Here is a 16,561-nt window from a genome sequence, read left to right as displayed (position 1 = left end):
TTTAGTGTGGATAAGTGGATAACTCTATGAAGGCAATATTATTTGGCTACCATTGCCGGTGCATAAGCCAGCTAAGCCGCTTAGCTAGAACCCAAAAAAGGCCAACCTGACTAGGTTGGCCTTTTTTGCATTATACGGAGAATAAATTTACTTGCCTATCCGCTAAAGCTGCGAAACAGCAGAAACAGTGACCCCGCCAGCACCATCGTGACGGGCAGCGTGAGCACCCAGGCCAGCACGATGCTGCGCACCATTTGGGGGTTGATATTCTTGATGCCACGGCTGGCCACCATGCTGCCCGCGATGCTGGAGGTGAGCACGTGGGTGGTGGACGTGGGCAGGCCGCTTTGGGTGCTGAAGCCAATCATGGCGGCCGCCACCAGCTCGGAGCTGGCACCCTGCGCATACGTGAGGTGCTCCTTGCCGATGCGCTCGCCGATGGTTTTGACGATGCGCTGCCAGCCGATAGTGGTGCCTAGGGCCAGCGACAGCGACACCATGAGCAACACCTGCCAGGGCGCGTAGTCGGTGAAGCTCTTCATCTCGTCGGTGGCCTGGGCGTAGGTACTGCGGTCGGCGGTGCTCAGGCTCACGCTGGGCGAAGCCAGCAGCTGCTTGCCGCGGTTGGCCAGTAGCAAAATGGCACGGCGAATGTCAAAGCGCGCATTGGCAGGCAGCTGCGCCACCTGCGTTTTGCCGGCAAAAATGCGGTCGAGGTTGGTGGTTTGGGTGCGCACCTCGGCCAGCAGTTGCTGGTCTTTGGCATTCAACTCGGTGGCGTTCACGCGGCCGATAACGTACTCTATCTTTTGCACCGAGTCGCGCAGGTCGAGCGGATTCTTATTATTGTCGAGCGCGAAATGCACGGGCACGATACCAATGAGAATCAGCATGATGAGGCCCACGCCCTTCTGCCCGTCGTTAGAGCCGTGGAAGAAGCTGACCAGGGTGCAGGTAGTGATGAGCGTGAGGCGGATGAAGAGGGGCGGGGGCTTGCGCTTGTGGGGCTGCTTGAAGAGCGCCTTGCTTTTGGTGAGGCGCTTGAGCAGAAACATGGCGATGATGGTGAGCGTGAATCCGAAGATGGGGCTCAGCAGCAGCGCCATGCCGCTTTCGCCGGCCTTGGCCCAGTTCACGGCCGCGCCCTTGCCGCCGGGCAGCAGCGAAAACGCGATGCCTACCCCTAGGATAGAGCCGATGAGCGCGTGCGACGACGAGGAAGGGATGCCGAAGTACCAGGTGCCCACGTTCCAGATAATGGCCGCCACGATGAGCGCGCCCACCATGGCAATGCCGTGGTACACGTTTTGGTCCACGAGGCTCTCGACGGGCAGCAAATACACGATGCCCATGGCCACGCCAATGCCGCCGGCAAATACGCCAATGAAGTTCCAGAACGCCGACCACACCACGGCCACCCACGGCCGCAACGTGTTGGTGTAGATGACGGTAGCCACGGCATTGGCCGTGTCGTGGAAGCCGTTGACAAATTCGAATGCGCAAGCTGCTAATAAGCAAACGCCTAGTAGCAGTAATACATGGGGTTCGAGTCCGAACATAAAAGGATGCCGGGGAGGGTGATTTCGGCCCCCAAAATTAACCCCGCCTTCAGCGACGGGCATGTTACGGAATTGTTGGCTAAATCAGAACGAATTAGACTAGAGCTTGATGCGCAGCCTAGTGTCGGTGGCGCCAGCAAAAAGGCCGTAGCCATTGGCCACGTTGGAACGCAACGGGGCGGGCTCGGCAAAGGGATTGCCGTCGGTGTCGTAGTAGCGCTGCACCGACTGGTAGAACTGATACGTTTCGGCTGGAATGCTGCTGACGATGACTTCCAAATAGGCCGGGGGCAACTGGCCGGGCTGGCCGGTGCCCCCGTAAGGGTAGGCCGTCACATCGGCCCCGAAGCTCAGGCGCTGGCCGTTGCGGCCAGCATCGCTCACGGGCAGCCGCCGGTAATAATTACCGGGCTCGGACAGGTCGAAGCGATTGAGCCGCAAGTCGATGCCCTCGTTGTTGCGGCTAGCGTAGTCTTGCTGCACCGGCCCCCAGGGCTGGCCTGCCGCGTCGAGCAGGCGGGCGTAGGCCAGGTAGTAGTCGGTGGCAGCGGCATTGTCGGCGATGGTAAAGGCCAGCCGCCCCCTAAACTGGTACTGATTGGCGGCGGGGTCGGGGGCAAAGCTGCCGGCCTCCACGGTGGCGGGGGCGGGCAGCGCGAGGGTAGCCTCGATGGCCGGCAGGCCAGGCGCGCTTACTTGCAGCGTGTAGCGCTGGCCCGGCTGGCCCACGTAGCCTCGCACCGGCACGTAGTAGCCCTGCAGGCTGTCGCCCGGCGCCGAGCCATAGCCCGAGCGGCCCCTAGGGCGAAATGTCTCCACCACCTGCCCGGTGGCATCGAGCAGCTGCGCCGTCGCATCGGCCCGGCCCAGGATGGCGCTGGTTTCGGTGATGCTGTGGCTGGTGCTCACGTAGAGGTTGCGAGCGTCAAAAAACTGCTGGTCGTTGGCCGTGCGCGGCTGGTTGCTCAGCGTGTAGGCTACCGACAAGCGCGGGGTGTGGGCGGGCGGCTCAATGTTGGCCACCGACTCGCAGCCGGCTAGCAGCGCCGTGGTCGCCCACAGGGCCCCTAGGGTATGGAATTGCTTCATCGCAGCTTAAAACTTAAAGGCCTTGCTAACCGACGGAATGATGGGAAACAGCGACACCTGCCGGTAGCCGGGCGGCGAGCGCACGACCTTGTTATTCGGGTCAATGTCGGCCTGCACGAAGTAGAGGTAGTAGGGGTTCTGGCGGCTGTAGGCGTTGTAGATGGACAGGCTGTTGACTACTTCGCCCCAGCGCTTCTTCTTGGTTTTGCTCAGGTCCAGGTCGAGGCGGTGGTAGGCGGCCATGCGAAACGAGTTGCGGTCGCCAAAGTCGCTGTACACCTCGTAGGGTGCCGTTTGGTAGCGGCCCGAGGTGAGGGTAACGGCGTTGCCGGTGCCGTACACGAAGGTGCCCGATAGGGTGAGCGTGGGACTAAAATGGTGGATAACGACCAGCGAAATGTCGTGCCGCCGGTCGTACTTGTAGGGAAATACGCGGCCCTGGTTAAGCTCGGCAAACTGGCGGTTGCTCCAAGCCAGGGTGTAGCCCAGCCAGCCGGTGGTGCGGCCGGTTTTCTTTTGAATGAACAGCTCGGCCCCATAGGCCCAGCCCCGGCCGCTGGTTACCTGGCTTTCCCAGTCACTGTCGGTGGTGTTCACGAAGTTGGCGCCCTCGCGGTACTCCACCAGGTTTTGCAGCGGCTTATAGTAGGCCTCAACGCTGAACTCAAAGTCCTCGCCCCCGCGGTGCAGCGTGCGAGCCGCCCCTAGGCTAAACTGCTGCGCCACCTGGGGCCGCACGGTGGCCGTGGCCGGCACCCACAAATCGGTGGGCAGCCCGATGCCGCTGTTGGTGAGCAGGTGAATGAACTGCGCATTGCGCGCGTACGACGCCTTCAGGGCCCAGTCGGGGGTGAGGAAGTAGCGGGCGGCCAGGCGCGGCTCGAGGGAAGGGTAGAGTCGGTTGTTGACGTAGAAGCTGCTTAGCCGCAGCCCGGCGTTGACCTTCAGGCGGTTGCTGAGGCGGTAGTCGTCTTCCACGTAGGCGGCGCTTTCGGTGGCCAGCGTGCGGCTGCCGGTGCCCGTGGCGTTGGCCACGCCGCCCGCGTTGTCTTGCTGCGTGAAGGCGCCTGGTAAAAACGTGTGCCGAATGAGCTGCACGCCGAAGCGCACGTAGTGGTTGGGCGCGGGCACGTAGTCGAAGTCGGTTTTCAGCGTCCAGTCGCGGATGTTGGAGAGGTAGCGCAGGGCGCTGGCGCTGCTCACCACCTGGCCGTTGTCGGGGTAGCGCCGCTCCTGGCTGGCGCCCACATCGAACTGGTACTGGCTGTAGGTGAAGTGGGTGTTGAGGAAAAGCTTGTCGCCGAAGGTGTGGTTCCAGCGCAGGCTGCCCGTGAGGTTGCCCCACCCCAGGGCATTGTTTGAGCGGGAGTAGTCGTTGGGGTTTTCGGGCTCGTCGCGCAGGTTGGCGTAAAAATTATCGTAGCCACGGTAGGCACTCAAGTACAGCCGGTCGCGATGGCCCACCTTCCAGTTGAGCTTGCCGTTGAGGTCGTAGAAGTAGTAACCTAGGGAGCCCGCCCGGTTCTGGTGGCCCAACTGCCACTTAATGAAGGGCTGGGCCAGCACGTCGAGGTAGGTGCGCCGCCCGCTCACGATAAACGAGGCCACGTCCTTCTTGATGGGCCCTTCCAGCGTGAGCCGCGAGGCCACTAGGCTAATAGCTCCCTCGCCGTGAAACTCCTGCATATTGCCCTCCTTGAGGGAAATATCGAGCACCGACGACAGCCGCCCGCCGTAGCGCGCTGGAAAGCCGCCCTTAATGAGCTCCACGTTGCGCAGCGCATCGGCATTGAACACCGAAAAGAAGCCGAACAAGTGCGAGGCGTTGTAAACCGGCGTGCCGTCGAGCAAGATGAGGTTTTGGTCGGGCGAGCCGCCGCGCACGTACAGGCCGCTGGTGCCCTCGTTGCCGCTTTGCACGCCCGGCAGCAGTTGCAGCACCTTCAGCACGTCGGTTTCGCCCATTAGCTTGGGCAGGCTTTTAATTTGGGCAATAGGCACGCTAATGGTGCCCATGCGGGTGCTGGTGGGCCCCTGCTCGTCGCTCACTTGCGCTCCCAGCACCTCTACGCCAGCCAACTCGTTGGTGGCGGGCCGCAGCCGAAAAACGTGTTCTAGGCGGGCCGTGGCGGGGGCCGCCCAGCGTTGCCCCGCGTAGCCCACGCTGCTGGCCACCAGCCGCACCGAGTCGAGCCCCGCGGCGGGCAGCGTCAGCGAGTAAAAGCCGTAGGTGTTGGTAGCGGTGCCCAGGCCGCTGGCGGGGTGCCGCACCGTCACGCCCGGCAGGCTTTCGCCGCTGGCCGCGTCGCGCACGTAGCCGCTGATGGTGAGGTGGCTAGGGGTTTGCGCATGGGCTAGCAGCCCAGTGCCTAATAGCAAGCCCGGGAGCAGGCAGCGTACAAGTTGCGTCAAAGCGTGGAAAAAAGAAAAACCTAGAAGAATAGCAAAATAAATATTCTTTCAAAAGTAAAGAATGGCCCGCCAAGTACATGCTTACTTCACGAGCCGCTTGCCGCTCAAAAGGTTGCCACTGGCTCCCGCGCCAAGTTCCCTAGGCCCCTAGTCGCTGCCAAGCCGCCGATAGCCACCCGGTGTGCCGCCGGGCGTAGCCAGCCCAGGCAGTAAGCGTAGCGGCGCAAGCCGTTAAATCGGTTTGCATCTGCGGTCTACCTTTGCTGCTTATGAGCAAGCCCGTAACTACTTCTGAAAATACCCAGCTAAAAGATATTGTGGCCCACGCCAAGGAATACGGCTTCGTATTCCAGTCGTCGGAGATTTACGACGGCCTGGCCGCCGTGTACGACTACGGCCCCAACGGCGTGGAGCTGAAAAACAACCTCAAGCGCCTGTGGTGGGAGGCCATGACCCAGCTGCACGGCAACGTGGTGGGCATCGACGCGGCCATCTTCATGGACCCGCGCACTTGGGAGGCCAGCGGCCACGTGGCCGGCTTCAACGACCCGCTCATCGACAACCTCGACAGCCAGAAGCGCTACCGCGCCGACGTGCTCATCGAGGAAAAAGCCGCCGAGTACGAGCGCGCCGGCGACCCCGCGCGCGCCGCCGCTCTCACGGCTACCCTAGGCCGGTTGCTGACCGAAAATGACCTGGCCGGCGTGAAGCAGCTCATTTTGGACGAGAAAATCGTGGACCCGCTCTCGGGCTCGGCCAAGTGGACCGACGTGCGGCAGTTCAACCTCATGTTCAGTACCCAAGGCTCGGCCGTAGACTCGGACGCGCCGCCGGTGTACCTGCGGCCTGAAACGGCGCAGGGCATCTTCGTGAATTTCCTGAACGTGCAGAAGTCGGCTCGCCAAAAAATTCCGTTCGGTATCGCGCAGATTGGCAAGGCGTTCCGCAACGAGATTGTGGCCCGGCAATTCATCTTCCGCATGCGCGAATTTGAGCAAATGGAGATGCAGTTCTTCGTGCGGCCCGGCACCGAGGGCGAGTGGTACGACACCTGGAAGGCCGCCCGCCGCCGCTTCCACGAGGCCATTGGCCTGGCCCCGGAAAAGCTGCGCTTCCACGACCACGACAAGCTGGCCCACTACGCCAAGGCGGCCGTGGACATCGAGTACGAGTTCCCGTTCGGATTCAAGGAAATTGAGGGCATCCACTCGCGCTCGGACTTCGACCTGACCCAGCACCAGAACCTGAGTCGCAAAAAGCAGCAGTACTTCGACAACGACCTGAACCCCGACACCGGCAAGCCCTATGGCAACTACGTGCCCTACGTGGTAGAAACCAGCGTGGGCGCCGACCGCCTGTTTCTGGCCACGCTCTGCCAGGCCTACCAGGAAGAAACCATCACGGAAGGCGAAGGGGAGGAGCAAACCACCAAAACCCGTACCCTGCTGAAGCTGCACCCGGCCCTGGCCCCCATCAAGGCCGCCATCTTCCCGCTAGTGCGCAAGGACGGCATGCCCGAGAAAGCGCAGGAAATATTCGACAGCTTGCGCTTCGACTTCCGTCTAGTTATCGAAGACAAGGACGCCATTGGCAAGCGCTACACCCGCCAGGACCTCATTGGCACGCCGTTTTGCATTGTGGTAGACGGCCAAACCCTGGAGGACGACACCGTGACGGTGCGCGACCGCGACACCCGCGAGCAAACTCGAATGCCCATTAGTGCGTTGCGGGCATACATCGGCGAGCGTGTGAGCTTCAAAACGGTGTTTGCGAAATTGTAGCCGTAGCCTGGAAGTAAGCTAGGGCGGCGTGTACCAGTTAAGTTCTAAAGCCTATGTGGGGACATATCGCCCTTTTTATCATTAAGTTCCGGCGCATCCTGCTGTTGCTTATCGGCCTGGCTACCCTAGGCATGGCCTACGTGGCGCGCAACGTGGAGATGACCTATGACTTTGCGCAGGTAGTGAGCCCGGAAGACCCCGACATGGTGTACTTCCAGCAGTTCAAGAAAACCTTTGGCGAGGACGGTAACATCCTGGTTATCGGGATGCAGGACTCGTCGGTGTATAAGCTCAAGAACTTCCGGCTCTACGACCAGCTAGCCAACGACCTGGTGAAAGTGCCGGGCGTGTCCGGCGTGCTCGGCCTGCCCAAGCTCATTCAGATTGAGAAGGATACGGTGAATAACCGCTTCGTAACGGCCCCGATATTCCGGGCGCCCCCTAGGTCGCAGGCGCAGCTCGACTCGCTGATGGGCGTTGTCAACAGCATCGCCTTTTACCAGGGGCAGGTAATTGCGCCGCGCACCGGGGCCACGCTGCTGGCCGTGACCATGGACCCGTCGTTCCTGAATTCGAACAAGCGGCAGGCCGTGATGAGTAACATCTTGGACCTGAGCGAGAAGTTTGAAAAGGAATCGGGCATCAAGCTGCACTACGCCGGCCTGCCCTACGTGCGCTCCACGATGACGAGCAAGGTGTCGGCCGAGATGAAGTTCTTTGCCGGGCTGATGGTGGTGGTGATGGCCATTATTCTCTACGTGTTCTTCCGCACGTGGTCGGCGGTGGTAGTGCCGCTGCTGGTCGTCATCATCGTCATGATATGGTGCGTGGCCAGCATCGTGCTCCTAGGGTTCAAGATTAACCTGCTCACGGGCCTGATACCGTCTATTCTGGTGGTTATCAGCGTGCCCAACTGCACCTACCTGCTCTCGCGCTATCACTACGACTACCGCAAATCGGGCAACCAAATCCTGGCCATGACGCGGGTTATCCGCAAGATTGGCTTGATTACGCTGGTGAACAATACGACCACGGCCATTGGCTTTTTCGTGTTCACGTTCACCGACATCGCCATTCTGTATCAGTTTGGGCTGGTGGCCACGATTAACATCTTCGTGGCGTTCGTTATCAGCTTCATCATGATTCCGGCGGTGTTTACCTACCTGCCCGGCCCCACCGACAAGCAGCTCGAGCACCTCGACTCGAAGCCGCTGGTGGGCATCATTCACTTCCTCGACTTCATTGTGCTGCGGCGTCGGCGCACCATCTACATCACGGCGGCGGTGCTAGTGGGGCTGGCAGCCATCGGTATTTCGCGCATCGAAGCCGTGTCGTTTATGGTGGACGACCTGCCCAAGAAAAGCTCGGTAAATGAAGACCTCAGCTTCTTCGAAGCGCGTTTTGGCGGCGTAATGCCCCTAGAGTTTGTGGTGGATACCAAGCAACCCAAGGGCTTGCTAAAACTGCCTAACCTGCAGAAAATCGACCAATTTGATAAGTTCTTGCAGGCGCAGCCCGAGCTATCAACGCCGCTGAGCATGGTTACGTTTTTGAAAGCGGCCAAGCAGGCATTCTATAACGGCAACCCGGATTTCTACAAGCTACCCGATAACGACGACAAGAATTTCATTTTAAGCTACTTGGCCAACTCGCAAGGCCAGGGTGCCAACTCCACCAGTAAGCTGCTCAAAACATTCGTGGACAGCACGCAGCAGCGCGCCCGCATCAGCGTGAAAATTGCCGACATTGGCTCGCATAAGCTTGATACGCTGGTTAATAAACGCATTGACCCGGCCATCAAACGCATCTTCGCCGGCACCGACATGAGCGTGCGCCGCACTGGCACCACGGTCATTTTCACCAAGGGTAACGAGTACGTAATTGGCACCCTAGGCGAAAGCCTAATGTGGGCCTTCGGGCTGGTAGCCGTGGTGGTGCTGCTACTGTTCCACTCATTCCGTACCATCTTCTACGCGCTGATACCTAATATCTTGACGTTGACGCTGACGGCCGGCGTGATGGGTTATTTCGGCATCGCGCTCAAGCCCGCCACCGCTCTCATCTACGTCATTGCCCTGGGCATCGACGGTGATAATTCCATCCACTTGCTGGCCAAGTTCCGGCAGGAGATGGCCATGGCGGGCAAGAGCGTGAGCGAGGCCATTACCAACACGCTGAGCGAGGCTGGGTCGAGCATGTTCTACACCAGTATCGTGCTCTTCATTGGCTTCAGCATCTACGGTTTCAGCGAGTTTGGCGGCACCAAGGCCCTAGGGGTACTTATGGGCGCTTCGCTGCTCATTACCAACTTCTCGAACCTGGTATTTTTGCCGGCCCTGCTGGTAACCTTTGAGCGCGGTGGCAGCTGGAAAACGCCCAAAACGGCCCTCATTCACCACTACGACGAGAGCTACCACGAAGAAGACGACGACATCGACCAGAACCTGCAGCGCCTGAGCGTAGAGCGTACCCCGGCCAAGACGATTTAAATCCGGCCGACTTTTGTTGTTGAAAAAACTATTAGCACGTCATGCTGAGCCTGCCGAAGCATCTCTACCACATCGTTCGAGTGATGTTCGGTAGAGGTGCTTTGGCAGGCTCAGCATGACGGATGATTTTATGAACTACCCCGAATACAAGCAGCCGCTCGACTATGCCCGCCTCGCGCAAGACGTGCGGGCAACTTGGGAGGCCAACGGCATTTTTGAGAAGAGCGTGAGCAGCCGCGAGGGCCAGCCCACGTTCGTGTTTTACGAGGGGCCGCCCTCGGCCAACGGGCAGCCGGGCATCCACCACGTGATGGCGCGGGCGGTGAAGGACATCTTCTGCCGCTACCAGACGCAGCTGGGCAAGCAGGTGCCGCGCAAGGGCGGCTGGGACACCCACGGCCTGCCCATCGAGCTGCAAGTAGAGAAGGAGCTGGGCATCACGAAGGAAGATATCGGCAAGAAAATCAGCGTCGAGGAGTACAACCAGCGCTGCCGCGAAACCGTGATGCGCTTTAAGGCGCAGTGGGACGAGCTAACGCAGCAGATGGGCTACTGGGTAGACCTCAACAACCCCTACATCACCTTCGAGCCGGACTACATCGAGAGCTGCTGGGCGCTGCTCAAGAAGCTCTACGATAAGGGCTTGCTCTACAAGGGCTACACTATCCAGCCTTACTCGCCCGCCGCCGGCACCGGCCTCAGCTCGCACGAGTTGAACCAGCCTGGCACCTATAAGGACGTGAAGGACACGACCATCGTGGCCGAGTTCAAGGTGGTGCGGGATGAGAAGTCGGAAAAGTTGTTTACGGCAGCAGGGGAGGGGGACAACGTGTACATCCTAGCCTGGACGACTACGCCCTGGACGCTGCCCGCTAATACGGGGCTGGCAGTTGGGAAAAACATTTCCTATTCAGTAGTCCGTACATTCAATCAATATACCCGGCAGCCAATAGTTGTAATTCTGGCTACTGATTTAGTGGGTCGGTACTTTTCAGATGAGGCTACAGCTTCTTTAGCTGCTCAAGATTCTATGCTCTCTGAGGCAGTTTCTCGGTGGTTAGAATCTGGAGAAGAATCGCCTGTAGAAGCGACTTTTGAAGACGAGCGGCAGAGAAATATTTTTGACAAAATTGTAAGCCGGCATAAGTTGCCTTTTAAAGTTGTCAAAACCGTTCTTGGCTCCGACCTCGTCGGCCTCTACTACCACCGCCTGTTCGGCCAAGACCAGGGCTTCCCTGCCTTCGAAGGCGAGGAAAACGCATTCCGCGTGATTCCTGGCGACTTTGTGACGACGGAGGACGGCACGGGTATCGTGCACATCTCGCCCACCTTCGGCGCGGACGACTTCCGGGTGGCGCAGCAGAATGGGATTCCCGCGCTGCTGGTGGCCGACGACCAGGGCAAGCTGGGGCCGGTGGTGGACCGTACGGGCCGCTACGTGGCGCAGATGGGCGAGTTTGGCGGGCGCTGGGTGAAGAACTACGACGGCCACGACCAAAGCGGGGCCGACTATAAAACCCTGGACGAGAGCATCGCCATTCGGATGCGCAAGGACGGCACGGCCTTCAAAACCGAGAAGTACGAGCACACCTACCCGCACTGCTGGCGCACCGACAAGCCGGTGCTGTACTACCCGCTCGACTCGTGGTTTATCAAGACCACGGCCGTGAAAGACCGGCTGATTGAGCTAAACAAAACCATCAACTGGAAGCCCGAGAGCACCGGTACCGGCCGCTTCGGCAACTGGCTCGAAAACCTGGTGGACTGGAACCTGAGCCGCTCGCGCTACTGGGGTACCCCGCTGCCCATCTGGCGCACCCAGGACGGCACCGAGGAGCGCTGCATCGGCAGCATCGCCGAGCTGAACGCCGAGATTGAGAAGGCCATTGCCGCCGAGGTGATGACGCACAACCCGCTGGTAGCCAGCGGCCAGCTCGACCTGCACCGGCCCTACGTGGACGACGTATTTCTGGTGTCGCCGAGCGGGCAAATTATGTACCGCGAGCCGGACTTGATTGACGTGTGGTTTGATAGCGGGGCCATGCCCTACGCGCAGTGGCACTACCCGTTTGAGAACCAGGAGAAATTCGCCCAGAATTTCCCGGCTGACTTCATTGCCGAGGGCGTGGACCAGACGCGCGGGTGGTTCTTCACGCTGCACGCCCTAGGGGTGATGCTGGAAGACTCGGTGGCGTTTAAGAACGTGATTGCCAACGGCTTGGTGCTCGACAAGAACGGCAACAAGATGAGCAAGCGCCTCGGCAATGCCGTGGACCCGTTTGCCACCATCGCCCAGTACGGTCCCGATGCCACGCGCTGGTACATGATTGCCAACGCCCCGCCGTGGGACAACCTCAAGTTCGACCCGGCTGGCATCACAGAGGTGCAGCGCAAGTTCTTCGGTACGCTGTTCAATACCTACTCCTTCTTCGCCCTCTACGCCAACCTCGATGGCTTTGCGGCCGGCCAGGCCCCTAGGGTGCCCGTGGCCGAGCGCACCGAGCTAGACCGCTGGATTCTGAGCAAGCTGCACTCGCTGCTGGCCGAAGTGCGCGGCCACTACGACAGCTACGACCCCACCAAGGCCGCCCGCGCCGTGCAGGAGTTCGTCACCGACCAGCTCTCGAACTGGTACGTGCGCCTCTCGCGCCGCCGCTTCTGGAAGGGCGAGCTGACCACCGACAAGCAGGCCGCCTACGAAACCCTGCACGAGTGCCTAGGGGTAGTGGCGCAGCTCATGGCTCCCGTCGCGCCCTTCTTCGCCGATTGGCTGTATCAGAACCTCACCAAAGCCCAGACCGACGCGGCCGAGTCGGTGCACCTGACGTACCTGCCGCAGGCCGATACTGCGCTCATCGACAGCGCCTTGGAGGAGCGCATGGACCTGGCCCAGCGCATCAGCTCGCTCACGCACTCGCTGCGCAAGAAGTCGGTGCTGAAGGTGCGCCAGCCGCTACGGCGCATCCTGGTGCCGGTGCTCAGCGATACCACCAAGGAGCAGGTCGGCAAGGTCGAGGACCTGATTTGCGCCGAAGTGAACGTGAAGCACGTCGAGTTTCTGGACGACACGAGCGGGGTGCTGGTGAAGTCGGTGAAGCCCAATTTCAAGGTGCTCGGCAAGAAGTACGGCCCGCAGATGAAGGCCGTGGCCGCCCGCATCCAGGCCATGACGGAGGCGGAAATTAACGCCGTGGCTGCCGGCGAGGTGACGCTGAACGTGGACGGCCGCGGCCCCACGCCGGTGCTGCCCGAGGACGTGGAAATCCGCACCGACGACCTGCCCGGCTGGCTGGTGGCCACCGACGGCCCCCTCACCGTGGCCCTCGATGTGACCCTAACCGACGAGCTGCGCCAGGAAGGCCTGGCCCGCGAGCTGGTCAACCGCCTCCAAAACCTGCGCAAAGACTCCGGCTTCGAGGTGCAGGACCGCATCAGCGTGACCCTAGGGGCCGCCGCGCCGGCCGAACTGCACGCCGCCGTGCAGCACTTCGGCGACTACATCCGCGAGGAGGTGCAGGCCCAGCGCCTGGATTTTGCGAGCGACGTGGCTGGCGGCAAGCAGCTCGATTTCGACGACTTTCAGGTGCCGGCGCAGCTACAAGTTGTAACTGCCTGATAGTGAGTAGCCCGGCCGCACCTGAAAATGCGGCCGGGTTTTCCCGCGCACAAACCGTGCGTGGTGCCGTTTTAGAAGGTAGTAAAATCTCCTAATTCGGTATAAAACAGTACAAAGTAATTAGAGTTTCACCGTGGAGTTTGATTCGCCTGTAGCTTCTTCCTCGCTGCCCGTAGCCCGCCCGGCGCGGCGCGGCAGTGCGTTGCCTTTTTTCCTACTGGCCCTGCTGGTTATCGCCCTCGACCAGCTTTCCAAGTACCTGGTGCACACCTACATGGCCCCTGGCCTGCCCGGCGAGATACCTCTCATCGGTCACTGGCTGAAGCTGCACTACACCATCAACCCCGGTATGGCCTTCGGCGTGGAGCTACCGCCGCCCTACGGCAAGCTGCTGCTTACCGGCTTCCGCCTGCTGGCCGTGGGCGGCCTGAGCTACTATATCGTGTATTTGCTGCGCCACCGCGCCGCCCGCGGCTTCGTGGCCTGCATAGCGCTCATCCTGGGTGGGGCCGTGGGCAACCTGCTCGACTCCATCTTCTACGGCGTGCTCTATAACAACGCCCCTTTCGGTGCCCCCAGCAAGTGGTTTTTTGGCCAGGTCATCGACATGATTTACGTGGACATCTACGAGGGCTTCCTGCCCGCCGCTTGGCCCCTGGTAGGCGGCAAATACGTGTCGCTGTGGCCCATTTTCAACGTGGCCGACTCGTCCATCTTCATCGGCGTAGCGCTGATACTGCTGCTGCAAGGCCGCTTCTTCAAGCAGGAGCGGGCGGCAGAAGCTAATGTCGCTGCCGACGCTTCGGCAGCTTAATTTAGTCGACCCCCACGCCTCTGCCACTACTTATGCACACCGTCGCTTCCACTGCTGAAACGTTCCGCCGGGCTGTGCCTTACTTTCTGCTCGCCGTGCTGGTTATCGGTCTTGACCAAGCTAGCAAGTGGGCTGTGCATACCTACATGCAGCCTGGCGGTGCTGGCGAAATTCATGTGCTAGGTACTTGGGCCAACCTGCTTTACACTACAAACCCTGGTATGGCCTTCGGGGCGCAGCTGCCTACTACCTACGGTAAGTTACTACTCACTAGCTTTCGGCTGCTGGCTGTGGTGGCTCTTAGCTACTACATCGCATTGCTAGTGCGCCGGCATGTCCACACCGGCTTCATTGCTTGCCTGAGTCTTATTCTAGGCGGAGCCGTGGGTAACCTCCTCGATTCTATTTTTTACGGCGTGCTTTATCATCAACGTGACGAGCAGACCTACCAGCCGCTAGGTTGGTTTCATGGCCACGTCATTGACATGATTTATGTGCCTCTCTACCAAGGCCAACTGCCCGCTTGGCTGCCTTTCGTCGGTGGCCAATACACATTTGGCTTCCCAGTATTCAACCTAGCCGACTCATTTATTTTCATCGGCGTGGCACTCATCCTGCTGCTGCAAGGCCGCTTCTTCAAACAAGAGCAGGCGGCGGAAGCCGAGACGGCGGTAGGGTAGGGAGGAAGCAAAACAGAACGTCATGCTGAGCAAAGTTGAAGCATCTCTGCCGCATCGTTGAACGATACTCTAGCGGCATAGGAGAGATGCTTCGACAAGCTCAGCATGACGTTCTGTTTTGTACACCTACTTTTAAACGATAAAACCTCCACGAAATGCCCCTCCTCCTTACCGTCCAGAACCTCACCGTCGATTTCCGCTCGCGGCGCACGAACACCCAGGCTGTGGCGGGCATCTCGTTTGAGGTGGCTAGGGGCGAGGTGGTGGCCATCGTGGGCGAGTCCGGCTCGGGCAAGTCGGTGACTTCGCTGGCACTGCTCGGGCTGCTAGCCAAACCGGCGGCGCATATCGAGAGCGGCACGGCGCGCTTTGCCTCCAAGAAGCTGGGCGACATCGACCTGTTGCAGCTCTCCGAGGCCGAGCTGCAACAGGTGCGAGGCAATGACATCAGCATGATTTTCCAGGAGCCGATGACCTCCCTCAACCCGGTGCTGACTTGCGGCAGCCAGGTGGTGGAGGCTTTGCGCCTGCACACCACCCTAGGGCCAGCCGAGGCTGAAGCCCGCACCATTGAGCTGTTTGCCGAAGCGCAGCTGCCGCGCCCGGCGGCCATCTTCAAAAGCTACCCCCATGAGATAAGCGGCGGCCAGAAGCAGCGCGTGATGATTGCTATGGCCATGGCCTGCCGCCCCGCCCTGCTCATCGCCGACGAGCCCACCACGGCCCTCGACGTAACCGTGCAGGCCCGCATCCTCGACCTCATCCGCGACCTACGGCGCGAGCACAACACGGCCGTGCTTTTCATCACCCACGACCTCGGCGTGGTGGCCGAGATTGCCGACCGCATCCTAGTCATGTACCGGGGCCGGGTGGTGGAGCAGGGCACGGTGCTCGACATCTTTACCAACCCGCAGCATCCCTACACTAAAGGCCTGCTGGCTTGTCGCCCGCGCTTGTCCATCGGCCGCGAGCGGCTGCCGGTAGTCAGCGACTTTATGGCCGTAGATACCACTGGCAACCTCATAGCGCGGCCCGAAACCAGCGCGGCGGCCGCGCCCGGGGAGTTACGACCAGAAAGCGAAAGTTCCAAACCGTTCCCCGTGGAACAAAAAGGGCGTTCCACGGCGGTAGTTGATGCCGTAGGGGCGGGGCTTGCCCCCGCCCGGCCGTTGGACGACTTGAATGCGGACACTGTGAACGGCGTAAATAGGTGGGCGGGAGTAAGCCCCGCCCCTATACCGCTGCTTGAGGTCGAAAACCTGCGCGTGTACTTTCCCATCCGCAAGGGCTTTTTCACGCGCAAAACCGAGTTCGTGAAAGCCGTGGATGATGTCAGCTTCACCATCTACCCCGGCGAGACGGTGGGGCTGGTAGGCGAGTCAGGCTGCGGCAAGACGACCCTAGGCCGCACCCTGCTGCAACTCACTGAACCAACCAGCGGCCGCATCCTGTTCGAGGGTACCGACCTGACCCAGCTGCCGGCCGCCGAATTGCGGCACCGGCGGCGCGAGTTTCAGCTGGTATTTCAGGACCCCTACGCGGCGCTCAATCCGATGCTGACGGTGGGGGAGGCGATACTGGAGCCGCTGCGGGTGCACGGCGTGGGCGGCAGCCGCGCCGAGCAGCGGGCCAGGGTGCGCGAGCTGCTGCGCACCGTGGGCCTCAGCGATGATGCCGAGCAGCGCTACCCGCACGAGTTTAGCGGCGGGCAGCGGCAGCGCATATGCATTGCGCGGGCGCTGGCGCTACGGCCCAAGCTCATTGTGTGCGACGAGTCGGTGTCGGCGCTTGACGTGAGCGTGCAGGCCCAGGTGCTGAACCTGCTCAACGATCTCAAGCGGGAGCTGGGCATCACCTATCTGTTCATCACCCACGACTTGTCGGTGGCCCGCTTCATGAGCGACCGGCTGCTGGTGATGAGCCAGGGTCGCATCGTGGAAGCCGGTCCCGCCGCTGAGGTGTACGCGCACCCGCAGAATCCGTATACCCAGCAGCTGCTCGCCGCCATCCCTAGCGACGACCCGGCCCGCATCCGGGCTAGGGTACAGCTGTAAAGCGGAGTGGCACTCCGCTTCCGGGCCGGTAGTCGGCTCGTTCTTTTGCGGGAGCGGAGTGCCACTC

Annotated in this window: 9 protein-coding genes; 6 read left to right on the top strand and 3 right to left on the bottom strand. The window is 60.8% G+C overall.

Going from position 1 to position 16,561, the window contains the following annotated elements:
* Window positions 1–155 precede the first annotated feature (155 nt).
* The 3 genes from HHL22_RS17010 to HHL22_RS17000 all read right to left on the bottom strand — a co-directional run bounded on the left by HHL22_RS17010 (window position 156) and on the right by HHL22_RS17000 (window position 5,060).
* Window positions 156–1,559, bottom strand: a complete 1,404-nt coding sequence (locus tag HHL22_RS17010; protein WP_169532612.1) for an inorganic phosphate transporter — start codon at window positions 1,557–1,559, stop codon at window positions 156–158.
* A gap of 99 nt (window positions 1,560–1,658) precedes the next feature.
* On the bottom strand, window positions 1,659–2,648 hold the full coding sequence (locus HHL22_RS17005; protein ID WP_169532611.1) for a DUF4249 domain-containing protein: 990 nt from the start codon (window positions 2,646–2,648) through the stop codon (window positions 1,659–1,661).
* Between the two features lie 6 nt (window positions 2,649–2,654).
* Window positions 2,655–5,060: a TonB-dependent receptor gene (locus HHL22_RS17000; RefSeq protein WP_206680739.1), complete on the bottom strand. Its 2,406-nt coding sequence runs from the start codon at window positions 5,058–5,060 to the stop codon at window positions 2,655–2,657.
* A gap of 269 nt (window positions 5,061–5,329) precedes the next feature.
* On the opposite strand from HHL22_RS17000, the gene HHL22_RS16995 reads away from it, so the two are divergent.
* From HHL22_RS16995 to HHL22_RS16970, 6 genes are all read left to right on the top strand, one after another.
* A complete protein-coding gene (locus HHL22_RS16995) occupies window positions 5,330–6,841 on the top strand; it encodes a glycine--tRNA ligase (protein WP_169532610.1) in 1,512 nt (503 codons plus the stop codon).
* A 53-nt stretch (window positions 6,842–6,894) separates the two neighbouring features.
* Window positions 6,895–9,330 (top strand): efflux RND transporter permease subunit, encoded by a 2,436-nt coding sequence (locus tag HHL22_RS16990; RefSeq protein WP_169532609.1) that lies wholly within the window; start codon window positions 6,895–6,897, stop codon window positions 9,328–9,330.
* Window positions 9,331–9,460: 130 nt separating this feature from the next.
* The gene (ileS, locus tag HHL22_RS16985; protein WP_169533497.1) at window positions 9,461–12,946 is read left to right on the top strand and encodes an isoleucine--tRNA ligase; all 3,486 of its coding nucleotides are present in this window, start codon (window positions 9,461–9,463) and stop codon (window positions 12,944–12,946) included.
* 133 nt (window positions 12,947–13,079) lie between these two features.
* On the top strand, window positions 13,080–13,760 hold the full coding sequence (locus HHL22_RS16980) for a lipoprotein signal peptidase (protein WP_317172685.1): 681 nt from the start codon (window positions 13,080–13,082) through the stop codon (window positions 13,758–13,760).
* Between the two features lie 32 nt (window positions 13,761–13,792).
* A complete protein-coding gene (locus HHL22_RS16975; protein WP_169532608.1) occupies window positions 13,793–14,440 on the top strand; it encodes a lipoprotein signal peptidase in 648 nt (215 codons plus the stop codon).
* 155 nt (window positions 14,441–14,595) lie between these two features.
* Entirely contained in the window at window positions 14,596–16,494 is a 1,899-nt protein-coding gene (locus tag HHL22_RS16970; RefSeq protein WP_169532607.1) for an ABC transporter ATP-binding protein, read from the top strand.
* The last annotated feature ends 67 nt before the right edge of the window (window positions 16,495–16,561 follow it).

Source organism: Hymenobacter polaris (assembly GCF_012927305.1).
GTDB lineage: Bacteria > Bacteroidota > Bacteroidia > Cytophagales > Hymenobacteraceae > Hymenobacter > Hymenobacter polaris.
The sequence above is the reverse complement of the archived record's forward strand: the minus strand, read 5'-3'. Positions and strand labels throughout refer to the sequence as shown.

Excerpts from the sequence above, each read along its gene's own strand:
- HHL22_RS17010 (WP_169532612.1), bottom strand. The coding sequence starts at position 1,559 with ATGTTCGGACTCGAACCCCATGTATTACTGCTACTAGGCGTTTGCTTA.
- HHL22_RS17005 (WP_169532611.1), bottom strand. The coding sequence starts at position 2,648 with ATGAAGCAATTCCATACCCTAGGGGCCCTGTGGGCGACCACGGCGCTG.
- HHL22_RS16995 (WP_169532610.1), top strand. The coding sequence starts at position 5,330 with ATGAGCAAGCCCGTAACTACTTCTGAAAATACCCAGCTAAAAGATATT.
- HHL22_RS16990 (WP_169532609.1), top strand. The coding sequence starts at position 6,895 with ATGTGGGGACATATCGCCCTTTTTATCATTAAGTTCCGGCGCATCCTG.
- ileS (WP_169533497.1), top strand. The coding sequence starts at position 9,461 with ATGAACTACCCCGAATACAAGCAGCCGCTCGACTATGCCCGCCTCGCG.
- HHL22_RS16975 (WP_169532608.1), top strand. The coding sequence starts at position 13,793 with ATGCACACCGTCGCTTCCACTGCTGAAACGTTCCGCCGGGCTGTGCCT.
- HHL22_RS16970 (WP_169532607.1), top strand. The coding sequence starts at position 14,596 with ATGCCCCTCCTCCTTACCGTCCAGAACCTCACCGTCGATTTCCGCTCG.